Genomic DNA, 21,345 nt, shown 5'->3' with positions numbered 1-21,345 from the left:
CTCCCACCCCGTGCGGTCGTCCGCACGGTCAAGCTGATTGAGTTTTGGCCCTATAGTCCTCGCCCTTGGCGAGGCCGTGCGCGCAAAAGGCGCCGCCGGGAAACACCGCGGCGACGCCCGGCCGCTTGAGGCGAAGGTCCCACACCCGGGCCTCGGCGTAGCGCAGGGTCAGCGTCCGGCCACCGGCCGCGCGGGAGAGGAAGCAGCGCTCGAAGGCGAGGAGCTGCGTCGGCATCGGCGGATGGGGCCCAGCGCCGGTGTCGATTTCCAGGGCGATCGCCGCCTGCGCGCCCGTCTCGAAGGCGCGGAAGGCGTCGAGCAGCGCGTCGTACTCGATCCCGTCGACGCAGAGCTGGAGACAGACGCGCGGGGCGAACTCCGCCTGCGGGTCGAGGGGCGCGTGCCGCAGCAGCGTCAGGGCAAAGCGCCCGCCCTCCGCATCGGGAAGCGTGAGGATGTGATCCTCCGCCACGCCGTCGAGCGCGCGCAGGCGGTCCGGCTCGATCGGGGAGGGGGCGGCCTCGCGCCCCTCCGCGCGGCCGTCGTTGCGGAAATGCAGGAGCGGGTTGATCCCGGCGCTCACCACGTCGGGGTAGCGGGCGAGGTACAGGCTGGTGCTGAAGGCCGGGCTCGGGTCGAGGCCTGCCGCCGCGCCGATCCGCTGGTAGTGGCGCACCGGATCGAGCCGGGTCCGCCCGCTCTGGCGGCGGTAGAAGGCGGTGTCGAAATCCGCGTTCGGGTTGCGGTCCTGCCGCGCGCCGAACCAGACATAGTGCAGGAAAGGGTCGAGGCCGCTCCGGGCCACGCCCGGGTTGCGCTCCCGGTAATAGGCGGCATCGAACAGCTTCGGCACGCGGCCGATCACGGCGCGGCGCAGGAGACCGGAGGCGAGGCCGACGAGGCGGGCGAGGGGGGAGGGCGCGCTCATGCCACCACCTGCGCCTCGCACAGGCCCCGGATCGTGGCGGCGAAGGCGTCGGCGTCGCAATCCGCGGCGATGCGCGCGAGGCCCTCGGCGCGGACCGCCTGCCACAGGGCACCGTCCTCGTGCAGGCGGATCAGCGCCTCGGCGAAGCCGGCCGGGTCGCGCCAATCGCGCACGAGGAAGCCGGCGCCGTCCTCCCAGCCGACCTGATCGGCGAGGATCGGCGTCACGGTGCAGGGCAGCCCCCGGGCCAGCGCCTCGTGGACCTTGTGCGGGATGCCCGCGGCGAAGCGCGTCGGAGCGAGGAAGACGCGGGCGGCATCGAGATAGGGCTCGGTCTCCGGCACCCGGCCGGTCACGCGCACGCCGGGCTGGCGGGCGAAGCGCTCGCGGATCTCAGGGGCAATCCCGCCCACGACCGTGAGGCGCGCCTCCGGCAGCCGCGCCCGCACCCGCGGCCAGACGCTCTCGAAGAACCAGTCGAGGGAATCGACGTTGGGCTGGCCCTCGCGGGCGAGTGCGCCGACGAAGACGAAGCCCGCGCGCGCGGCGAAATCCGGCGTCGGTGTCTCGGGCAGCGTCAGGGCGTGGCCGAGCACCGCGGCGTTGCAGGGACTGTAGCGGGCGAGCACCCGCGCCTCGGCGGGCGAGACGCAGACCACCGCGTCGGCGAGGCCGAACAGGCGGGTCTCCCGCGCCGCCTGCCACGCCAGATCCGCGGCCACCGCGCTGCCGTCGGTAGCCGCACCCGTCACGAAGTCGCGCAGGGCGAACAGGGCCTCCGAATCGAAGATCACCCGCGATCGCACGAAGCCGCGCGGGTCGAGGCCGGCGGCCTGGAGCGCCTGCGTCACGAACAGGATGTTGTGCGGCCGGCTCACCCAGAGCACGTCGTAGCGGTCGCGCCGCTCGGCGATCAGGCGCGCGAAGCCGGCATCGCCGCTGGCGTGGAGGATCTCGATCCGCTCGTCGAGGTCGCGGTAGCGCTGCGACTCCTCGGCATCCGCCTCGTAGTTCGGGAAGAAGGTGACGGCGTAGCCGAGGCCCGCCATGGCGTTGAGGATGACGTTGGCCCGCGGCAGGCCGGCGCCGAGGTCGAGATGGGGCACGCGGTCGTCCACGTAGAGTACGCGCAGGCGCCACGGGTCGTGGTCGAGCGTGGTCCCGCCCCGCGGCTGCGGACCCTGCTCGAACAGGCTCGCCCGGTGGCGCTCGAAAAAGCGGGCGCGATTGCGGTCGAGCAGCGCCTCCACGTCCTCGCGGCGGGCGCTGGTGGCGTTCTCGTAGTGGATCGCGGTGGCCCGCGGCTGCACCAGCACCCGCCGCCCGGCCTGATGGCAGCGCAGGCAGAGGTCGGTGTCCTCGAAATAGGCGGGCGCGAACAGCGGATCGAAGCCGCCGAGCTCTTCGAAGAAGACCCGCTCGATCATCAGCACCGCACCGGAGACGTAGCCGACCTCGCGGGTCGCGGCGTGTTCCGGCGCGAGGGGGTCGGCATCGCCGCGCCCGTACGGGTGGGTGAGCTGCGGATCGTCGCGAAAGCCCGCCCCTGATTCCTGCAGATAGCCGCCGGGGAAGACGAGGCGGGCGCCGACGATGCCGGTGCCCGCGTGATTACGGAACGTGCCGACCATCGCCGCGAGCGCGCCGGGCAGGAGGTCCACGTCGGGATTGAGGAACAGGACGAACCGGCCCCGCGCCGCCTGCGCGCCGGCGTTGCAGGCTGGGCCGAAGCCGGTGTTGGTGGCGTTCTCGATGAGCCGCACGCCGTCGAGCCGCCCGTAGAGGGCGCGGGTCTCCGGCGCGGAGGCGTTGTCGACCAGCACGACCTCGAAGCTCGCCCCGGCGAGCTTCTGGCCGGCGCAGAGGCGGTAGAGCGTCAGGGCCAGGAGATGGCGGGCGTCGCGGGCGACGATGACGATGGAGACGTCCGGCTCGGGCTCCGGCGCGAAGGCGAGGCGGACGCCGTTGCGGAAGAGCGACTCCCACAGCAGCGCGGCCTCCGCCAGGGCGGCGCGGCGGCCGGTGCCGGGATCGACGGTGTCGAGCAGGGGGATGGCGGGCGTCTCGCTCATGCGGCGTCCCCGGCGAGAGCGATCCGGCCAATTCCGTCATCGGTGAGGAAGAGGAGGTGCGCCGGCGCGGCCGGCAGCGGATCGGCGGCGCGCAGGCCCAGGCTCACCGGCAGCGGCGCGGGCAGGCGCCCGGTCCGGTCGGCATAGGCTTCGGCGCCGCGCAACTGGAGCGGCGTGACCCGCTCCAGCCGCAATTCGATGGCGCCGTCTCCGGCGATCAGGAAGCAGGCGGCCGGATGGCTCCCGCCGACCAGAACGCCGGGCAGCAGCGTCGCGATCTCGATGCGCTCGGCCGTGCGCCCGACGATCCGCCCCGCGCTCTCCCAATCTGCCCGCATGCCGGCGAAGGCGCGGGCCAGGGCTGCCCTTGCCGGTGCGGGCAGGTTCTTGTCGCGCACCCATTCCGGCGAGAGCGCGACGTCGAGCGCGCCGAGATCCGGCATCGCTCCGGTCGCGGCGGCATCCGGGCGGGCGAACCAGCGCCGACGCTCCGGCCGGTAGACCTCCGCCCTGCCGCTGCCGGAACGCCGCTCGGTGGCGACGAGCACGCCGAACTCGGGGTCAGTGGCGGGCAGGGAGCGGGTCGAGGTCTCGCAGGTCAGGACAAGGCCGGCGCCGCGGGTGGCGCTCGTCGCGCCGATGCCGGGGGCGTCGCGCTCCTCTTCCCGCGGGCGGGGCGAGGGGGGAACACGGCCGGAATGGTGCGCGTCGAGAAGCCCGATCAGCTCCGCTTCGGCCGCCAGCGCCGTCTGCGCGTAGCGCTCGTAGAGTGCGGCGCTCGCCCGCGTCAGCCGCGCCAGCGCCTCCGCGTCGCGCGCCGCCGCCAGCACGGCCGCCTTGACGGCCTCCGCGTCCCGGCAGCGATGGGCCGGTTCGGTCGGCTCGAAGCCTTCGAGGCCGATCTCCGTGCCGATCACCGGACGGCCGAAGGAGAGCGCCTCGCCGACCTTCATCTTGAGGCCGGAGCCAATCAGCATCGGGGCCACGACGAGGTCGGCTTGGTCGTAGAAGTCTTCGAGCCGGTCGAGATAGCCGAGCAGCTGCACGCCCGGCCCCTCGACGCCGCGCAGGCTGCGGCAGATCTCGCCCGCGATGACGAGTTTTGGCCGGCCCGGCGTCCAGTCCTGCGCCCAGGCGCGGACGAAGCGGCCGATCGAGAACAGATTCGGATCGTTGCCGTGGCCGAGGAAGCCGATGCGCGCCACCCGCTCCGGCACGGCGAAGGGCCGCCGGGCGGGGAAATGCGGCGGCAGCAGCAGGACGCGGCGGTCGGTGAGGGCCGCGAAGCCCCGCGCCTCCGCCGCCTGGATCGCCAGCACGAGGTCGGCGCGCGACAGCCCCGCCGCCTCGCCCGCCTCGTCGGTGTAGAAGAAGTTCGGCTCGGCCCGGAACGGCCGGTACTGCTCCTGCCGGCCGGCGAAGCGGTCGTGGGTGTCGATGAGCGTCAGCACGCCCGGCGGCACGCGCTCCAGGGCGCGAGAGAGGAAGACGTAGTTCACCAGCACGGCGCCGGTCTCGGGGTACCGAGAGAAGTACCACGTGACGAAGTCGCCGACCTCGTCGGGGCACCATTCGTCGATGCCGAAGGCGTTCGAGCGCGTCTTGAGCGGGATGACGGTGCGGGCCTCGATCAGGAAGACGTTCCGGAACGATCGCTCCATTCCCGAAAAATCGGTCGGCGGGTGCTGGCCGAAGCGGCGATAGACCTGATCCTCGTGGGCGTAATAGGCAAGATCGACGGCGAAGCCGCCGCGGCTCAGCGCCTCGCAGGTGGCGACGAGCCGGCGCCGGTTGCCGGCGCTGACGGGCGCCGCCGGCATCGGGGCGAGCACGAGGATCGCGAGCTTGTCCGTCCCGGCGGCCGGCATCAGGAGGCCCATGTCGTCAGCGCGGTGAAGCCGTGGGCATGGAGCGCGAAGGAGCGCTCGGGCAAGCCCTCCGGCGCCGCGCCCCAGACCGGGTCGAGGGTCAGCCGCTGGCGCGGATGAGGCTTGAACCCAAGGGCGGCGCGCGCGACCCGGGCGCAGCCCCAGCCGGCACGGGTGCGAAACAGCAGGCCGTGCGGAATGGCCGTGCCGCCGAGCGTCCAACCGCCGGCCTCGTCGGCAAGGTCCGGCGCATCTGCGGCGACCGGCAAGGCCGTGACCGCCGCCTCGACGAGCGCGAACAGGCGCCCGAGCAACGGGAGGCCCGCCGCGCCGGAGGAGAGCAACGCCCGCGCGAGGAGGGTACGCTCAGCGGCGCTCAGGGCGTCGGCCGAGGCCGGCTCAAGGCGCAGGGTGAGGTCGCGGAAATGCGTGGCGAGGGTCAGGGTCTCGCCAAGCGCGGCCCCCGACGCGTCGATTGCCAGCAGGCCGACGGGCCCCTCGCTCGCGCCCGCTTCGAGCCCGGCGAAGGCCCAGGTGACCAGCGCGACGTCCTTGGGCGCCGCGACGTGCAGGGGGATCGGCAGCGAGGGCGGCAGGGGGAAGCGCAGCACGAGGGCGCCGGGTGCGGCCTCGACGAGGCGGCCCGCGACGGGCGCAGGCTCACCGTTCGCCGGCCGAGGAAGCGGAGCGGCACTCATGCAGGGAAGCGACCCGCTGAGAGAGGCCTAGAAGTTGTCATCCGCACCCAGGGGAACCGCGAAGAAGCCGCGAAGACCCCTCCAAGACGGCGTCCGGCCGATCGCTTCCGCCTCATCCCGTCAGGGCGAGGCGAAGCCGAAGCCATCCAGCGCTCCGCACGATCCGGAGAGGTCGCGCCGCCGGATTGCTTGGCTGACGCTTGCAAGGATGGTTTGGGCGAAAAGCCCGGACCATCCGCCGGAGAGCGCGTGAGGCCCGCTCGGACGGGCATCTCGGGATGACCGGAAAAGGTGGGGCGGACCGCCTTCATGCTCGCCGCGACGCTCTCATGCGGCCGCAAGCGCCGAGAGAATCCGCGCCCAGGAGCGCGTGCCCTTGTGGAAGCTCGTCAGCTCGTACTTCTCGTTGGGCGAGTGGATGCGGTCGTCGTCGAGGCCGAAGCCGATCAGCAGGGTGTCGAGCCCGAGGATGCGCTTGAAGTCGCCGACGATCGGGATCGAGCCGCCGGCCCCCACCGCCACCGCCGCGCGGCCCCACTCGGCCAAGAGCGCGGTTTGCGCCGCGGCGAGTTGCGGCATGTCGTAGGGCAGTGCCACCGCGCGCGAGCCCTTGTAGCAGACCACCTCGACCGAGCAGTCGGCGGGGATGCGCGCACGCACGAAGGCCTCGAAGGTCTTCGAGAGCGCTTCGGGGTCCTGATCGTCCACGAGGCGGAACGAGACCTTGGCCGAGGCTTGGCTGGCGATGACCGTCTTCGTGCCCTCGCCGGTATAGCCGCCGATGATGCCGTTCACGTCGCAGGCCGGGCGCGACTGGATCAGCTCGATCGGCAGGCGCCCGCGCTCGCCGGCCGGCTGCTTCAGGCCGATCGGTCCCAGGAACTTTTCAGGCGTGAGATCGAGCGAGCGCCACTGCTCCAGCAGCTCGGGCGGGGGCTCGCGCACGCCGTCGTAGAAGCCCGGCAGGGTCACGCGGCCGTCCGCATCGTGCAGGTCGGCGATGATCCGCGACAGGACGTGGATCGGGTTCGCGGCCGCGCCGCCGAAGAAACCGGAATGAAGGTCGCGGTCGGCGCAGGTCACCTTCACCTCGTAATAGGCGAGGCCCCGGAGCGAGGTGGTGATCTGCGGGGTCCGGCGGTCCCACATGCCGGTGTCGCAGACGAGCACGACGTCCGCCTTCAGGCGCTCGCGGTTGGCCGCGACCCATTCGGGCAAGCCTTGCGAGCCGTTCTCCTCGGCGCCCTCGATCAGGATGGTGACGCCGACCGGCAGGTCGCCGTTCATGGCCAGATGCGCCCGGCAGGCCTCGACGAAGGTCATCACCTGACCCTTGTCGTCCGAGGCGCCGCGGGCGACGATCCGCTTCGTGCCATCCGTCTCGTCGATGCGCGGCTCGAAGGGCGGCGTCTTCCAGAGGTTTTCCGGATCGACCGGCTGCACGTCGTAATGGCCGTAGAACAGCACGTGCGGCGCCCCCGGCTTGGGGCGATGCGCCAGCACGACGGGATGCAGCGAGGTCTCCTCGACGCTGGTCTCGAAGCCGAGCGCGCTCAGGTTGCCTTCGAGCCACCGCGCCGCCTCGCGGCAATGGCCGGCATAGGCCGGATCGGTCGAGATCGAGGGGATACGCAGCCACGCGAACAGTCGCTCCAGGCTGTTGTCCAGGTCGCGGTCGATGTCGTTGAGGACGGGGTCGAGTGCGTCGGACATGGCGGCTCCTCGAAGGCAGCGGGCGGGGCAAGCGTTAGCCGAGCTTCCCTTCCGGCGTAACCCCAATCGAACGCGCCGCCCCGGCGGCGGCCTGCGCGCGTCCCGCGCTCCCGTGACCGCGGGCCGCCGCGGAACAGGGCCACCTTGGAACCGTTATGGGAACGACCCGGCGCGGGCCCCGAGCCCGCGCCCTTCCAAGACGCGCAACCTCGCCCGGACCATCGCGGAACCGACCGGTTTCCCGCTCGTCCATGCGAGGCGACGCCCATCACGGACACAACCATGCTCATCGACAGCGGTTCGCCCGGCGCGGTCGGGACAATCGGCATCACGCTGACCATCAACGGCGAGCGGCGTGAGCTTCAAGTCGCCCCCTGGACGACGCTGCTCGACCTCCTGCGCGAGCGCCTCGACCTCACCGGCACCAAGAAGGGCTGCGACCACGGCCAGTGCGGCGCCTGCACCGTGCTCGTGAACGGCACCCGCATCAATTCCTGCCTCACGCTCGCCGTGATGAAGGACGGCGCCGAGATCACCACCGTCGAGGGTCTGGCCGGGCTCGCGCAGCGCGAGGGCAAGAACAGCCTCCACCCGATCCAGGAGGCCTTCGTCGAGCACGACGCCTTCCAGTGCGGCTACTGCACCCCGGGCCAACTCTGCTCCTCGGTCGGCCTGATGAATGAGGGCCACGCCAAGACCCGCGACGAGATCCGCGAGGCGATGAGCGGCAACATCTGCCGCTGCGGCGCCTACACCAACATCGTCGATGCCATCGAAGAGGTCATGCACCAGGGAGACGCCCGATGAACCGCTTCGATTACGTTCGTCCCAGCACGGTGGCGGAGGCGGTGCAGGCGCTGGGCAGCGACCCGGCGGCCCGCTTCATCGCCGGCGGCACCAACCTCATCGACCTGATGAAGTACGATGTCGAGCGGCCGGGCAAGCTCATCGACATCACCCGCCTGCCGCTGGCCGAGATCGAGGAGCGCGAGGGCGGCCTGCGCATCGGCGCCCTCGTGACCAACGCGACGCTGGCCTACGATGCCCGCATCCGCGAGCGCTACCCGCTGCTCGCCGACGCGATCCTGGCCGGGGCCTCGGCGCAGCTGCGCAACGCGGCCTCCACCGGGGGCAACCTGCTTCAGCGTACCCGCTGCTACTACTTCTACGACACGGCCACGCCCTGCAACAAGCGCGAGCCCGGCTCCGGCTGCTCGGCGATCGGCGGCGTGAACCGCATCCACGCGATCCTGGGCACGAGCGAGCACTGCATCGCCACCCACCCCTCCGACATGTGCGTGGCGCTGGCCGCACTGGAGGCGGTCGTGCAGGTCAGCGGGCCGCAGGGCGACCGGGCGATCCCGTTCGCCGAGTTCCACCGCCTGCCGGGCGACGAGCCCTCCCGGGATACGAATCTGGCGGCCGGCGAGATCATCGTCGCCATCGACCTGCCGGCCAAGGGCTTTGCCGGGCACCACACCTACCTGAAGCTGCGCGACCGGCTCTCCTACGCCTTCGCGCTGGTCTCGGTCGCCGCCGCGCTCGAACTTGACGGGCAGACCATCCGCACCGCGCGCCTCGCGCTGGGCGGCGTCGCCCACAAGCCCTGGCGCAACACGCAGGCCGAGGCGCTGCTGCAAGGCAAGCCGGCCACCCGCGAGACCTTCAAGGCAGCCGCCGACCTCATCCTGCGCGAGGCCAAGCCGCAATCGACCAACGGCTTCAAGATCGAGCTGGCGCGCCGCGCCATCGTCCGCGGACTGGAGCAGGCCGCTGCCGGCACGCCCCAGTCCCAGTCCGACAAGCGCATCCAGTAAGGAGCCGTCCATGACCGTCCAGTTCAGCCCGGCGGCCGGCCGCGACCGGTTCGTCGGCAGCGCCATCAGCCGCGTCGACGGCCCGGCCAAGGTCACCGGCCTTGCCAAATATGCCGGCGAGTTCGCCGCCCCCGATCTCGCCTACGGCGTGGTGGTGTCGAGCGCCGTCGCCAAGGGCAGCATCCGGGGCATCGACGCCTCCGCCGCGGAAGCGGTGCCCGGGGTCATCAAGGTCATCACCCACGAGAACCGCCCGGCCACCTCCGACAAGCCGGAGGATTACCAGGACGCGGTGGCGCCGCCCGGCGCGCCGTTCCAGGCGCTGGCGACGAACCGCATCGTGTTCTCCGGCCAGCCGGTGGCCCTCGTCGTCGCCGAGGATTTCGAGACGGCGCGCTACGCCGCCTCCCTGGTGCGGGTCGATTACGGGGTCGTGGCACCCCGCACCGACCTCGAAGCGCAGGCACCCGAGGCCTACGATCCGCCGATGAAGCGGGCCGGCATCAAGCCGCCGCCGGAGCCGTGGGGAGACGCCGAAACGGCCTTCGACGCGGCCGAGATCCGCGTCAACGGCCAGTACCGGATGGCCGACGAGCACCACAACCCGATGGAGCCGCACGCCTCGACCGTCGTCGTGGAGAAGGACGGCACCTACACGGTCTACGACAAGATCCAGGGCGTCTCGAACACCCACGACTACATCGCCAGCGCCTTCGGCCTGAAGCCGGAGCAGGTGCGCGTCTTGAACCCCTATCTCGGCGGCGGCTTCGGCTCGGGCCTGCGCCCGCAATACCAGCTCTTCCTGGCGATGCTGGCGGCGAAGGACCTCGGGCGCTCGGTGCGGGTGACGCTGACCCGCGACCAGATGTGGTCGTTCACCTACCGCTCGGAGGCGCTCCAGACCGTCTCCCTCGGCGCCGACCGCTCGGGCAAGCTCACCGCGCTCAAGCACGATGCGGTGCAGGGCACCTCGGCCTACGAGGATTATCAGGAGGTCGTCGTCAACTGGTCGGGCGTGCTCTACGACTGCGACAACGTCAAACTCACCTACAGCATCGCCAAGCTCGACACGCCGACGCCCGGCGACATGCGCGCGCCCGGCGCCGTGACCGGCGTCTACGCCATCGAGACGGCGATGGACGAACTGGCCTACGCCACCGGCCAGGACCCGATCGCCCTGCGGCTGAAGAACTACACCGAGAGCGACCCGACCGAGGAGAAGCCGTTCGGCTCCAAGGCGCTCAAGGCGTGCTTCCAGGAGGGCGCCGAGCGCTTCGGCTGGAGCCGACGCAATCCGCAGCCGCGCTCCATGCGGGAGGGCCGCGAACTCGTCGGCTGGGGCATGGCGACCGGTATCTGGGAATCGATGATGATGCAGTCGAGCGCGCATGCCGTGCTCACCGCGGACGGCCGGCTCGAGGTCGGCAACCAGACCGGCGACATCGGCACCGGCACCTATACGATCCTGACCCAGATCGCCGCCGACACGCTGGGCCTGCCCCTCGACCACGTCACGACCAAGCTCGGCGACACGAACCTCGCCCAGGCGCCGGTGGCGGGCGGCTCGTGGACGGCGGCTTCCTCCGGCACCGCCGTGATGAAGGCGTGCCGATCAATCGCCGAGCAGGCGTTCAAGCTGGCCCGCGGGATGGACAACTCACCGCTCGCTAACGTCGATTTCGAGCGCGTGGTGTTCACGGGCGGTCGCATCGAGGTGGCGGGCGATCCCGCCAAGAGCGTCGCCCTCACGGAAATCCTGAAGGCCACGGGCACGGATAAGTTGGAGGCGACAGGGGAGGCGGCTCCCGACAAGGACTTCGCCAAACAATACGAGGCCTACACCCATTCGGCGATTTTCGCGGAGGTGAAGATCGACGAGGAACTTGGCGTCGTGCGCTGCACCCGCGTGGTCTCGGCCATCGCGGCGGGCAAGATCCTCAACCCGAAGACGGCCCGCAGCCAGATCCTCGGCGGCGTCGTCATGGGCATCGGCTCGGCCCTGCACGAGGAATCGATGCTCGACCACCGCATCGGCCGGTTCATGAACCACAATCTCGGCGAGTACCACGTGCCGGTCCATGCCGACATCCACGACATCGACGTGATCTTCGTGGATGAGGAGGACAAGGCGAATCCCCTCGGCGTGAAGGGTCTGGGCGAGATCGGCATCGTCGGCGTGGCCGCCGCGATTTCGAACGCGGTCTTCCACGCCACCGGCAAGCGCATCCGCCACCTGCCGATCACCCCCGACAAGATCGTGACCGAGGGCTGACGCTCACGCGCCCCTGACAGCCCCGCCAGCCCTTAGCTGGCGGGGCTTTTTTCACGGGGCTTTTTCGAGAGCCGCTGTCATCGCGAGCGGCAGCGAAGCGATCCAGGGCGCGACTTGTCCGGGAGGTGCGGAGCCCTGGATTGCCTTCGCTGAGCCTCGCAACAACGGATCACACGGGGCGCTCCGCAAAAATCGACTTCTTCACGATGGCGTGGACGCCCCAATTGCCGTCGACCACTTGGGTGATGCCGAAATCGACGGCGACCGACATCAGCGAGATCGCCTCGTCCTCGGTCAGCCCCTGGGCGTGCATCAGGAACTGGCGCATCTTGCGGAAGGCGTCGCGCATGGCGAGGTCGATGGAGGATTTCTGGAAGATGACGTTCTGCGCGTCCGCGCCGAGATCTTTGAGGTAGTTCGGGTAGCTGAAGCCCGAGAGCACCCAATCCTCGCTCGTCTCGATCATCGGGAAATCGAGCGCTTCCAGCGAGGTTCCGGCAAGATCCGCCCGCTTGTGCAGGATGAACTGGAAGGTGCCGGTGAGCGAGCACTCGATCGCCGTGCCGCAGAGTTCCGAGTCGCCCTGGCTCGCATGGGGATCGCCCACGGAGAACAGGGCGCCGGGCACGGCGACGGGGTAGTACATCGTGGCGCCCTTGCCGATGCGCCAATTGTCGATGTTGCCGCCGGTGTAGCTCGGCGGGATCGAGTTCACCCGCTCGGCTTCCGCCGGCGCCACGCCCATCGTGCCGAAATGCGGGCGGATCGGCACGCGGATGCCCTTCAGCACGTCGTAGGTGCGCGTCGTCTTCGTGTGATCGACGGGCAGGCCCGGATAGTCGATCGTCGGATGGGCGCGCCCGTCCGGATCGGTCACGCCCGGCCAGGGGAAGCTGTAGACGGCCCGGGCCCAGTCGCGCCCGCCGCCGGCATCGACCTCGTAGATCGTGACGACCTCGCGCTTCTTGCCCTCCAGCATGTCGTTGTAGTGGTAGCCCCACCACGCGGCGGCGTTGCTGCCGAAGGTCAGGCCCTTGAATTTCGGGTTGGCGGATGGGCGCGGCGCGACGTCGAGGATGCGCACCTCCAGCACGTCGCCGGGCTCTGCCCCACGGATCGCCACCGGGCCGGTGCAGATATGCACGCCGAGCCCACCGCCGGGACCGAACTTGGAATCCTCCGGCCCGGCGCCGCGGCGGGCGACGCCCTTGTGCTCCTTGGTCCAGAGGAAGACGCTCTCGGCACCGGGATCGCCCGTGACCATGCGCTCGGCGTCGTCGTTGGCGTGGTGGGTCAGCGTCTCGATGGTGACGAAGTCGCCCGAGGCGATCTCGACCTGGGGCTTGAGACTCTTCGAGAAGTAGCCCCAATGCACCGTCTCGGCATTGGCCGGCAGGTGGTAATGCGCCTTCTGCTTCAGCCCGCTGGCGCTGGCCTGGCCCAAAGCCGGGCTCACCAGCGACAGGCCGCCCGAGACCAGGGCCGCCGCGCCGCCGCTCGCAACGAAGCCGCTCTTCAGGAAGGCGCGCCGCTCCGGCTCCATCTCGCGCCGGTAGCGTAGCCGGTGCTCGGCGAAGGCGGCACAGGTCGGATCGTCACCACGGCACATTGCAGACTCCACGGGCGTTCAACGCGCGCAGCCGAATGCAAAATTACCGCCAAGCTCGGAGCCGATCCCGCCCGCCGGCCGGGCCGGGATCGGCTCCAAGGTCGTCCCTTGCGCGCTACTCCGAGAGCGGTCCCGCGCCGGGCTCGGCCTCGGGCGCGATCTCCGGCTGCGCGCCGGCCTGCGCCTCGACCACCGCGGCGGCGGTGACGTTGACGATGCCGCGGGCGGTGACCGAGGGCGTCAGGATGTGGGCGGGCTTGGCCGGGCCGATCAGCAGGGGGCCGACCGGGAGCGCGTCGGCCAGCACCTTGGCGAACTGGAAGGCGATGTTGGCCGCATCCAGGTTCGGGAAGACGAGGATGTTGGCCGCGCCCTTCCAGTTGGAGCCCGGCAGCACCCGGTCGCGCACCAGTTCGGACAGGGCCGAATCCGCCTGCATCTCGCCGTCGGCCTGAAGGTCGGGGGCGCGCGCCTGGATCAGCTCCAGCGCGCGGCGCATCTTCTTGGCCGAGTCCGAGTCCGACTGACCGAAATCGGAGTGGCTCAGCAGAGCGATCTTCGGCGTGAGGCCGAAGCGGCCGACATGGCCGGCGCAGGCGATGGCCACGTCGGCGATCTCCTCCGCGCTCGGATTCTGCCGGACATGGGTGTCGGCCAGGAAGTAGGCGCCCTTCTTCGTGACGATGAGGCTCATCCCGGCGAAGTCGAGGAGATCGGGCGAGAGCCCGATGATGTCGCGGATGACCCGCAGGCGGGTCTCGAAGCGACCTTCCAGGCCGCAGATCAGCGCGTCCGCCTCGCCGCGGCGCACGGCCAGCGCGCCGATCACCGTGGTGTTGGTGCGCACCAGCGTGCGGGCGAGGTCGGGGGTGATGCCGCGCCGCCCGGCGACCTCCAGATAGGTCGAGACGTAATCCCGGTAGCGGGGATCGTCCTCGGGATCGATCAGGTCGAAATGCTCGCCGTGCTTCAGGTCGAGGCCGAAGCGCTTGATGCGGGTCTCGATCACCCGCGGGCGCCCCACCAGGATCGGCCGGGCCACCCGGTCCTCGACCACGGCCTGGGCGGCGCGCAGCACCCGCTCGTCCTCGCCCTCGGCGTAGATGACGCGCTTGGGGTTGTCCTTCGCCTTCGAGAAGATCGGCTTCATGATGAAGCCGGAGCGGTGCACGAAGCGGTCGAGCGACTCGGCGTAGGCCTGGATGTTCTCGACGGGCCGCCCGGCCACGCCCGAATCCATCGCGGCCTTGGCCACGGCGGGGGCGATGCGCAGGATCAGGCGCGGATCGAACGGGCTCGGGATCAGCGAGTGGGGGCCGAACGGCCGGGCCTCGCCGCCATAGGCGCGGGCCACCACGTCCGAGGGCGCCTCGCGGGCGAGCGCCGCGATCGCCTTCACGGCCGCCTTCTTCATCTCCTCGTTGATCGCGTGCGCGCCGACATCGAGGGCGCCGCGGAAAATGTAGGGGAAGCAGAGGACGTTGTTGACCTGGTTGGGGAAGTCCGAACGCCCGGTGCAGATCATCGCGTCGGGCCGCCGCTCCTGGGCCAGATCCGGCATGATCTCGGGGTACGGGTTGGCCAGCGCCATGATCAGCGGCTTCTCGGCCATCTTCTCCAGATACTCGGGCTTGAGCACGCCGCCCGCGGAGAGGCCGATGAACACGTCGGCGCCGGGGATCACCTCGGCCAGCGTGCGCGCCTCCGTCTCCTGCGCGTAGATGTCCTTCCAGCGGTCCATCAGTTCGGCGCGGCCCTTGTAGACCACGCCTTTGATGTCGGTGACCGTGATGTTCTCCCGCGTCGCGCCGAGGGAGACGAGCAGGTTGAGGCAGGCCAGAGCCGCCGCGCCCGCACCCGAGGTGACGATCTTGGCGTCCGACAGGTTCTTGCCGGCCAGTTCCAGGGCGTTGAGGACGGCGGCCGCGACGATGATCGCCGTGCCGTGCTGGTCGTCGTGGAAGACCGGGATCTTCATCCGCTCGCGGCAGCGCTCCTCGACCTCGAAGCACTCGGGGGCCTTGATGTCCTCGAGGTTGATGCCGCCGAAGGTCGGCTCCAACGAGCAGACCACGTCGACGAGCTTGTCGACGTCCTTCTCGTTGACCTCGACGTCGAACACGTCGATGCCGGCGAACTTCTTGAAGAGGACGGCCTTGCCCTCCATCACCGGCTTCGAGGCCAGCGGGCCGATATCGCCCAGACCGAGCACGGCGGTGCCGTTGGTGAGCACCGCGACGAGGTTCTGGCGGATGGTGAGGGTGGCGGCTTCCTGCGGATCGTCGTGGATCGCCATGCAGGCGGCGGCGACGCCGGGGGAATAGGCGAGAGCGAGGTCGCGCTGGTTGCCGAGCGGCTTGGTCGCCTGGATCTCGAGCTTTCCGGGTTTCGGCAATCGGTGGTAGACGAGCGCCCCGGACTTCAGATCCTCGGACATGTTGTCGGCCATGGCGATGCCGTCCTCTCTCGCTCGTTTATGCGCGCCTGCACCCTCGCTTCGCGGGGGACGCTGTTGAGGCATCTGTTGCAACGGCTGAAGCGGGGGCGCAACCCGCACAACGAGACCCGACTGCATCTCGAAAAGCTGGCCCGCCGCTGGAATTTCTCAATCGGTGCATACTCTTACGGAAGGCCGAAGGTGCGCTTCCCCGAATCGGGGCGGCGACTGACGATCGGCCGGTATTGTTCCATCGCCGACAAGGTCGAGATCCTGCTCGGCGGCGATCACCGGCTCGACTGGGTTTCGACCTACCCCTTCGCCGCGATGCCCGGCCTCTGGCCGGGAGCGGACGCGCCGCAGGATTATCACGCCTCGCGCGGGGACGTGGTGATCGGGCACGATGTCTGGCTCGGATCGGGCTGCCTGATTCTGTCGGGCGTCACGCTGGGCCACGGCGCGGTGGTCGCCGCCCACGCCGTCGTCACCCGCGACGTGCCCCCCTACGCGGTCGTCGCCGGCAACCCGGCGCGGATCGTTCGCCGCCGCTTCGACGAGGCGACCGCCGCCGCGCTGGTGGAGGCCGCGTGGTGGGACTTTCCCCACGAGACGGTGGCGGGCTGGATTCCGCTGCTCCAGAGCGGACGGGTGGCGGAACTGATCGCCGCCGCGCGGGCGGAGGCCGCCATTGCTCCTCCAGCCCGATTGCCGTAACCGGCCGGCACACTTGGCAGGAACGCACGAGTCATGTCCGACACGCCCCCCGACCGCCTCTCGGTGAACCCGAACAGTCCCTTCTACGACGAGGCTGCCCTCGCCCGCGGCGTGGGCGTGCGCTTCAAGGGGGCCGAGAAGACGAATGTCGAGGAATACTGCGTCAGCGAGGGCTGGGTGCGGCTCTCCGCCGGCAAGGCCCTCGACCGGGCCGGCAACCCGATGACGGTGAAGCTGAAGGGCGCGGTCGAGCCATATTTCCGCGAGGAGCCGGCCGAGGCCTGATCCGGGCACGGGCGTTCGAGCGACGAGAGGGAAGCTGCTGGATGCGACGACTCGCCCTTGCCTTCCTCCTCGGCCTCGCGCCTCTGCCGGTTCTCGCCGAGGGGTTCGCCGTCCGCGATCTCACCGCCATCGCCTCCAAGGCGAAGGCGGCCCTGGGAAGTGGCTACGCGGCGCGCGCCGAGGCGGCCCGGCTGACGCTCGTCTGCACCGCGTGCGAGGGCAGCCCGATGATCGACGTGCTGCTTGGCCGCCAAGCCGACGGCACGGAAGAGCGCGTGCGCTCGGGACAGACGCCGATCGCCCGCTTGGAAGCGCTCTGCCGGCAGCGCAGCCCGGAATGCCGCGTGACCGGCCTGTCCGTGGCGCCGGCGGTCGGGTGGATCAGCCGCTACCGCATGGGCACGATGTCGGGCGCGACGGCGATCCTCCTGCGCGACGGCGACCTCCTCACGATCCGCTCGCTGGCGGGCGACGAAGCCACCGCCTCCCGCAACGCCCGGACCCTGGTCGAGGCGCTCGGCCCCCGGATCGTCGGACCCTGAAACGAAAGAACCCCGCCGGAGCGGGGTTCCTGGGACTTCCGCGGCAGGGCGGATCAGACCGCCATGCGGTCCTCGCCCTCGACCGGCTCGCGCAGCACGTAGCCGCGGCCCCAGACGGTCTCGATGTAGTTCTTGCCCTCGGACGCGTTCGCCAGCTTCTTGCGCAGCTTGCAGATGAACACGTCGATGATCTTCAGCTCGGGCTCGTCCATGCCGCCGTAGAGATGGTTGAGGAACATCTCCTTGGTCAGCGTCGTGCCCTTCCGCAGGCTGAGGAGTTCCAGCATCTGGTACTCCTTGCCGGTGAGATGGACGCGCGAGCCGGACACCTCGACGGTCTTCTGATCGAGGTTCACGATCAGGTCGCCGGTGGTGATGATCGACTGGGCGTGGCCCTTCGAGCGGCGCACGATGGCGTGGATGCGCGCCACCAGCTCGTCCTTGTGGAAGGGCTTGGTGAGGTAATCGTCGGCGCCGAAGCCGAGGCCCTTCACCTTGTCCTCGATGCCGGCCATTCCCGACAGGATCAGGATCGGCGTCTTCACCTTCGCCACGCGGAGCGAGCGCAGCACCTCGTAGCCCGACATGTCGGGCAGGTTCAGGTCGAGAAGGATGATGTCGTAATCGTAGAGCTTGCCGAGATCGACGCCCTCTTCGCCGAGGTCGGTGGTGTAGGTGTTGAAGTTCTCGGATTTGAGCATCAACTCGATGCTCTGCGCCGTCGCGCTGTCGTCCTCGATCAGAAGTACGCGCATCGTGATCCCCACCGGACAGGCCGTTTCGGGGCGCTTGAGACAAGCCGCCGCCGGTCGCCCGCCGACGGCCTCGGCGGACGCTCCCTCATTCCCACTTTCGAAACGCTATTCCTTAACCGTTAACAAAAGCCGAATCCCGCTTGCAAGCACTGTCTCTTTCGAGTCCGGCGCCGATTCTCCCGCCTGTTGGCCGTCCGTTCTCCCCTGACCGCCCCGCTGCGCCGGCAGCCGGCAATTCGCTTCGGCTAACTCCTTCTGTTGTCTCGCATTGGCCGGAATGTTGCCGAAAGGAGACGGCTGTCATTCGTCGCCGAACTCTTTTTTCCGGCCGCGGCGCCGGGGCCGCCGGATCGACGGGGATGCCTTGGCGCCGGGGCCTTCGGTGTTAAGACATCGGCCGGTTCGATGGCTGTGACGGGGTTAAGATCGCCTCACGCGATGCCGGCCGCGGACCGCCACGCTTCCCGCGCCGGCCGCGCGGCGGGCGTTCCGTGAGTGGCACGAGCGGGGTCGAGGGCGGATGGTGCAGGAGCGCGGCTCCGGGAGGCTGGCGGCGGCGCTCGCCGCGCTCTCGACCGTCGAGACCCTGGAGACCTTCGGGCGGGTCACGGCGATCCGCGGCCTGCTGGTCGAGGTCGCCGGGCCGGTGGCCGCCATGCGGCTCGGCGGTCGCATCGACATCGTGGTGGAGGCGCGCGGCGGCCCCGGCGAGGCGCCCGCGACGGTGCCCTGCGAGGTCATCGGCTTTGCCGGAGACCGGGCGCTCGCCATGCCGTTCGGCTCGCTGGAGGGCGTGCGCCGCGGCTGCCCGGCGCTGGTGCGCGACGAGGCCGCCGGGGCGATCCGGCCCAGCGCGGCCTGGCTCGGGCGAACGGTCGATGCCCTCGGGCGCCCCATCGACGGGCTCGGCCCCCTGGCGCAGGGACCGGCGATCTATCCACTGCGGGCCGATCCGCCGCCCGCGCACGGGCGCAGGCGCGTCGGGCCCCCGCTCGATCTCGGGGTTCGCTGCATCAACACCTTTCTCACCATGTGCCGCGGGCAGCGCATGGGCATCTTCGCCGGCTCCGGCGTCGGTAAGTCGGTGCTGCTCTCCATGCTCGCCCGCTACACCGCCGCCGACGTGGCGGTGATCGGCCTTGTGGGCGAGCGCGGCCGCGAGGTGCAGGAATTCCTGCAGGACGATCTCGGTGCGGCGGGCCTTTCTCGTTCCGTGGTGGTGGTGGCGACCTCGGACGAGCCGGTGCTGATGCGCCGCAACGCCGCCTACGTCACCCTGGCGGTAGCCGAATATTTTCGCGATCAGGGCGCGCAGGTGTTGTGCATGATCGACTCGATCACCCGCTTCGCCATGGCCCAGCGCGACATCGGGCTGGCCGGCGGCGAGCCGCCCACCGCCAAGGGCTACACGCCCACCGTCTTCTCCGAATTGCCGCGCCTGCTCGAACGGGCCGGGCCGGGGACGGGGGAGGGGGCGATCTCCGGCCTGTTCACGGTGCTGGTGGAGGGCGACGACCACAACGAGCCCGTGGCGGACGCCGTGCGCGGCATCCTCGACGGCCATATCGTGATGGAGCGGCGCATCGCCGAGCAGGGCCGCTACCCGGCCATCAACGTGCTGCGCTCGGTCTCGCGGACCATGCCGCGCGCCTGCGACCCGGCCCACCTCCCGACCGTCCGGCGTGCGCGAAAGGTGCTCGCGACCTACGCGGACATGGAGGAACTGATCCGGCTCGGCGCCTACCGGGCCGGCTCGTCGCCGGAAGTGGACGAGGCGGTGGCTTTGATGCCGGATCTGACGGCTTTTCTGGGGCAGGGTAAGGAAGAAGCAACCTCCATCGGCGAGGGTTACGCACGGTTGGCCGCCATCGTGGGCGGTGGGTGAGGCGGTTTTCAGATCGCGTCGGGTGAAGGTCCGCAAGGGCCTCCGCGCCTCTCGAGCCCTTCGCCGGCGTAGCGTGGAGTGGATGGCCCGACATGAAATCGCGTGACACGCTGATCCGGCTGCGTCGGTTCCAGGTGGATGAGAAGCGCCGCCGGGTCGCCCAGATCGAGATGATGATGTCCGACTTCAACCGCATGGCGGCCGAGCTCGACCGCGAGGTCGCGCAGGAAGAATCCCGCGCCGGCATCTCCGATCCGGCCCATTTCGCCTACCCGACCTATGCCCGCGCCGCGACCTCGCGCCGGGACAACATGCGCCAGTCCGCCGCCGCGCTCGAGGGGCAGCTCGCCGAGGCCAAGGCGGAGCTGGGCGAGGCCTTCGAGGAACTGAAGAAGGTCGAGATCCTCGAGGATCGCGAGCGCTCCGCCGAGCGCGCGGCCGAAGCCGCCCGCGAGCAGGCCGAGATGGACGCCATCGGCCTGCGCGCCCGGGCGTGACGGCACCCACGAGGAGCGGGACCGGCCTACGCGCCGGCTCCCGTTCGTCGGCAGGGTTCGGCATGAAACCGTCATGATCGGCGGGCAAGAGCCGCCTCATCGGGACGACCCATCCGGTTCCGCTTGCGAAGCGCGCAACGGTGACGCAGGAGGGACCGGTTCCGAGAGAGGCGGCCGGTGCTCATGAAGAAGATCAGTGAAATCGTCTGGGGCCTCATCGGCCTCGCCGCCGTAGCGGTGTCCTGCTACCTGCTCTGGGGTGAGCTGAAGACGCTGTCCTGGGCGAGCATCGAGGCGGCCTTCGCCGCCATCCCGCTCCATCACTTCCTGTTCGCGGCCCTCTCGACGCTGGTGGCCTACGCAGCGCTCGCTTGGTACGACCGCATCGCGCTGCTGCATCTGGGCGTCCGCCACATCTCGTGGATGTTCGTGTCGCTGTGCTCGTTCACGACTTACGCGCTCTCCCACAATATCGGCGCCTCGGTCTTCTCCGGCGCCCTCGTGCGCTACCGGGCCTACACCTCGAAGGGGCTCTCGGCGGCGCAGGTCGCGGTGCTGGTGGCGCTCTGCTCCTTCACCTTCGGCCTCGGCACGATCCTGCTCGGCGGCTTCGTCCTCGTCTACGACCCGAACCTGCTCGCGCGGCTCGACAACCTGCTGCCGGCGGCGCTGACCAACCCGGCCACCTCCCGTCTGGTCGGCTTCGGCCTGCTCGGCTTCGCCGCGCTCTACGTGATCGGCTCGGTCCTGCGCTTCCGCCCGCTGACGATCCGCAACTTCAAGGTCGAGTACCCGCGGCCCGGCATCATGGCGCGCCAGCTCATCGCGGCGCCCCTGGAACTCCTGGGCGCGGCGGGCATCATCTACTTCGCCCTGCCCGACAGCCTGAACCCCGGCTTCATCCCGGTGCTCGGCATCTTCCTCGCCTCGTTCTCCGTGGCGCTCGCCTCGCACGCCCCCGGGGGCCTCGGCGTGTTCGAACTCGTCTTCTTCACCGCCATGCAGCTGCAGACCGATGCCGAGAAGGCGCCGGTCCTGGCCGCGGTGCTGATCTTCCGCCTGTTCTACCTGCTGATCCCCTTCGCCGTGGCGATCGTTGTGGTGCTGCTGTTCGAGCGCTCGCGCCTCTCGCAGGCGCTTCATAAGAGCGGCGACCCGACGCCGCCCGAACCGCCGCTCGTCGCGCCCGGTCTCGACAACCACGTGATCGAGAATCGCCTGGAGAAGAAGGCGGTCTGAGTGCCGCGACCCGC

The 21,345-nt window shown here is 70.3% G+C and carries 17 protein-coding genes; 9 read left to right on the top strand and 8 right to left on the bottom strand.

Annotated elements, in window-relative coordinates; translation table 11 throughout:
* Window positions 1-28: 28 nt before the first annotated feature.
* The 5 genes from ACPCJR_RS13130 to ACPCJR_RS13110 form a co-directional block, all read right to left on the bottom strand.
* Window positions 29-928, bottom strand: a complete 900-nt coding sequence (locus ACPCJR_RS13130; RefSeq protein WP_391512488.1) for a hypothetical protein — start codon at window positions 926-928, stop codon at window positions 29-31.
* Window positions 925-3,000 carry a glycosyltransferase gene (locus ACPCJR_RS13125; protein ID WP_391512487.1) on the bottom strand — a complete coding sequence of 692 codons (2,076 nt, stop codon included), beginning with the start codon at window positions 2,998-3,000 and terminating at the stop codon, window positions 925-927. The genes ACPCJR_RS13130 and ACPCJR_RS13125 overlap by 4 nt, the downstream gene beginning before the upstream one ends.
* A complete protein-coding gene (locus ACPCJR_RS13120; RefSeq protein ID WP_391512694.1) occupies window positions 2,997-4,868 on the bottom strand; it encodes a glycosyltransferase in 1,872 nt (623 codons plus the stop codon). The genes ACPCJR_RS13125 and ACPCJR_RS13120 overlap by 4 nt, the downstream gene beginning before the upstream one ends.
* Window positions 4,868-5,566, bottom strand: a complete 699-nt coding sequence (locus ACPCJR_RS13115; RefSeq protein ID WP_391512486.1) for a hypothetical protein — start codon at window positions 5,564-5,566, stop codon at window positions 4,868-4,870. Before ACPCJR_RS13115 ends, ACPCJR_RS13120 begins: the two co-directional genes overlap by 1 nt.
* A gap of 327 nt (window positions 5,567-5,893) precedes the next feature.
* The gene (locus ACPCJR_RS13110) at window positions 5,894-7,279 is read right to left on the bottom strand and encodes a M20/M25/M40 family metallo-hydrolase (RefSeq protein WP_391512485.1); all 1,386 of its coding nucleotides are present in this window, start codon (window positions 7,277-7,279) and stop codon (window positions 5,894-5,896) included.
* A 282-nt stretch (window positions 7,280-7,561) separates the two neighbouring features.
* Here ACPCJR_RS13110 and ACPCJR_RS13105 point away from each other — a divergent pair, with 282 nt between their 5' ends.
* Genes ACPCJR_RS13105 through ACPCJR_RS13095 form a run of 3 tightly spaced genes read left to right on the top strand, consistent with a single transcriptional unit; the run spans window position 7,562 to window position 11,368 of the window.
* Window positions 7,562-8,086, top strand: coding sequence for a (2Fe-2S)-binding protein (locus ACPCJR_RS13105; protein WP_391512484.1), 525 nt, complete (start codon window positions 7,562-7,564; stop codon window positions 8,084-8,086).
* The gene (locus tag ACPCJR_RS13100) at window positions 8,083-9,096 is read left to right on the top strand and encodes an FAD binding domain-containing protein (RefSeq protein WP_391512483.1); all 1,014 of its coding nucleotides are present in this window, start codon (window positions 8,083-8,085) and stop codon (window positions 9,094-9,096) included. The genes ACPCJR_RS13105 and ACPCJR_RS13100 overlap by 4 nt, the downstream gene beginning before the upstream one ends.
* A 10-nt stretch (window positions 9,097-9,106) precedes the next feature.
* Window positions 9,107-11,368, top strand: a complete 2,262-nt coding sequence (locus ACPCJR_RS13095) for a xanthine dehydrogenase family protein molybdopterin-binding subunit (RefSeq protein ID WP_391512482.1) — start codon at window positions 9,107-9,109, stop codon at window positions 11,366-11,368.
* A 169-nt stretch (window positions 11,369-11,537) separates the two neighbouring features.
* Here the strand turns inward: ACPCJR_RS13095 and ACPCJR_RS13090 are convergent, their stop codons facing one another.
* The gene (locus ACPCJR_RS13090) at window positions 11,538-12,977 is read right to left on the bottom strand and encodes an acetamidase/formamidase family protein (RefSeq protein WP_391512481.1); all 1,440 of its coding nucleotides are present in this window, start codon (window positions 12,975-12,977) and stop codon (window positions 11,538-11,540) included.
* 115 nt (window positions 12,978-13,092) lie between these two features.
* The gene (locus tag ACPCJR_RS13085) at window positions 13,093-15,426 is read right to left on the bottom strand and encodes an NADP-dependent malic enzyme (protein WP_391512480.1); all 2,334 of its coding nucleotides are present in this window, start codon (window positions 15,424-15,426) and stop codon (window positions 13,093-13,095) included.
* A 75-nt stretch (window positions 15,427-15,501) separates the two neighbouring features.
* Between ACPCJR_RS13085 and ACPCJR_RS13080 the strand changes: the two genes are divergently transcribed.
* From ACPCJR_RS13080 to ACPCJR_RS13070, 3 genes are read left to right on the top strand one after another with little or no spacing between them, the layout of a single operon-like run.
* Window positions 15,502-16,128 (top strand): CatB-related O-acetyltransferase, encoded by a 627-nt coding sequence (locus ACPCJR_RS13080; protein ID WP_391512692.1) that lies wholly within the window; start codon window positions 15,502-15,504, stop codon window positions 16,126-16,128.
* A gap of 33 nt (window positions 16,129-16,161) precedes the next feature.
* Entirely contained in the window at window positions 16,162-16,413 is a 252-nt protein-coding gene (locus tag ACPCJR_RS13075; RefSeq protein ID WP_110350833.1) for a DUF3297 family protein, read from the top strand.
* A 41-nt stretch (window positions 16,414-16,454) separates the two neighbouring features.
* Entirely contained in the window at window positions 16,455-16,955 is a 501-nt protein-coding gene (locus tag ACPCJR_RS13070; protein ID WP_391512479.1) for a hypothetical protein, read from the top strand.
* 53 nt (window positions 16,956-17,008) lie between these two features.
* Here the strand turns inward: ACPCJR_RS13070 and ctrA are convergent, their stop codons facing one another.
* A complete protein-coding gene (ctrA, locus tag ACPCJR_RS13065) occupies window positions 17,009-17,710 on the bottom strand; it encodes a response regulator transcription factor CtrA (RefSeq protein WP_110350968.1) in 702 nt (233 codons plus the stop codon).
* 520 nt (window positions 17,711-18,230) lie between these two features.
* On the opposite strand from ctrA, the gene fliI reads away from it, so the two are divergent.
* From fliI to ACPCJR_RS13050, 3 genes are all read left to right on the top strand, one after another.
* Window positions 18,231-19,595, top strand: coding sequence for a flagellar protein export ATPase FliI (fliI, locus tag ACPCJR_RS13060; RefSeq protein WP_391512478.1), 1,365 nt, complete (start codon window positions 18,231-18,233; stop codon window positions 19,593-19,595).
* A 92-nt stretch (window positions 19,596-19,687) separates the two neighbouring features.
* A complete protein-coding gene (gene fliJ / locus ACPCJR_RS13055) occupies window positions 19,688-20,092 on the top strand; it encodes a flagellar export protein FliJ (RefSeq protein ID WP_391512477.1) in 405 nt (134 codons plus the stop codon).
* 183 nt (window positions 20,093-20,275) lie between these two features.
* On the top strand, window positions 20,276-21,331 hold the full coding sequence (locus ACPCJR_RS13050; protein ID WP_391512476.1) for a lysylphosphatidylglycerol synthase domain-containing protein: 1,056 nt from the start codon (window positions 20,276-20,278) through the stop codon (window positions 21,329-21,331).
* The last annotated feature ends 14 nt before the right edge of the window (window positions 21,332-21,345 follow it).

This window comes from Methylobacterium sp. NPDC097929 (assembly GCF_049543375.1).
In the GTDB taxonomy this organism is placed as follows: domain Bacteria; phylum Pseudomonadota; class Alphaproteobacteria; order Rhizobiales; family Beijerinckiaceae; genus Methylobacterium.
Note: the sequence above shows the minus strand (reverse complement) of the source record. Positions and strands in the feature narration are given on the sequence as shown.

What these genes read in the sequence shown, in the direction of transcription:
- ACPCJR_RS13115 (WP_391512486.1), bottom strand. Translation starts at nt 5,566, where the DNA reads ATGAGTGCCGCTCCGCTTCCTCGGCCGGCGAACGGTGAGCCTGCGCCC.
- ACPCJR_RS13130 (WP_391512488.1), bottom strand. Translation starts at nt 928, where the DNA reads ATGAGCGCGCCCTCCCCCCTCGCCCGCCTCGTCGGCCTCGCCTCCGGT.
- ACPCJR_RS13075 (WP_110350833.1), top strand. Translation starts at nt 16,162, where the DNA reads ATGTCCGACACGCCCCCCGACCGCCTCTCGGTGAACCCGAACAGTCCC.
- ACPCJR_RS13125 (WP_391512487.1), bottom strand. Translation starts at nt 3,000, where the DNA reads ATGAGCGAGACGCCCGCCATCCCCCTGCTCGACACCGTCGATCCCGGC.
- ACPCJR_RS13070 (WP_391512479.1), top strand. Translation starts at nt 16,455, where the DNA reads ATGCGACGACTCGCCCTTGCCTTCCTCCTCGGCCTCGCGCCTCTGCCG.
- ACPCJR_RS13085 (WP_391512480.1), bottom strand. Translation starts at nt 15,426, where the DNA reads ATGGCCGACAACATGTCCGAGGATCTGAAGTCCGGGGCGCTCGTCTAC.
- fliJ (WP_391512477.1), top strand. Translation starts at nt 19,688, where the DNA reads ATGAAATCGCGTGACACGCTGATCCGGCTGCGTCGGTTCCAGGTGGAT.
- ACPCJR_RS13100 (WP_391512483.1), top strand. Translation starts at nt 8,083, where the DNA reads ATGAACCGCTTCGATTACGTTCGTCCCAGCACGGTGGCGGAGGCGGTG.
- ACPCJR_RS13090 (WP_391512481.1), bottom strand. Translation starts at nt 12,977, where the DNA reads ATGTGCCGTGGTGACGATCCGACCTGTGCCGCCTTCGCCGAGCACCGG.
- ACPCJR_RS13105 (WP_391512484.1), top strand. Translation starts at nt 7,562, where the DNA reads ATGCTCATCGACAGCGGTTCGCCCGGCGCGGTCGGGACAATCGGCATC.
- ACPCJR_RS13095 (WP_391512482.1), top strand. Translation starts at nt 9,107, where the DNA reads ATGACCGTCCAGTTCAGCCCGGCGGCCGGCCGCGACCGGTTCGTCGGC.
- ACPCJR_RS13110 (WP_391512485.1), bottom strand. Translation starts at nt 7,279, where the DNA reads ATGTCCGACGCACTCGACCCCGTCCTCAACGACATCGACCGCGACCTG.
- ctrA (WP_110350968.1), bottom strand. Translation starts at nt 17,710, where the DNA reads ATGCGCGTACTTCTGATCGAGGACGACAGCGCGACGGCGCAGAGCATC.
- ACPCJR_RS13120 (WP_391512694.1), bottom strand. Translation starts at nt 4,868, where the DNA reads ATGCCGGCCGCCGGGACGGACAAGCTCGCGATCCTCGTGCTCGCCCCG.
- fliI (WP_391512478.1), top strand. Translation starts at nt 18,231, where the DNA reads ATGGTGCAGGAGCGCGGCTCCGGGAGGCTGGCGGCGGCGCTCGCCGCG.
- ACPCJR_RS13050 (WP_391512476.1), top strand. Translation starts at nt 20,276, where the DNA reads ATGAAGAAGATCAGTGAAATCGTCTGGGGCCTCATCGGCCTCGCCGCC.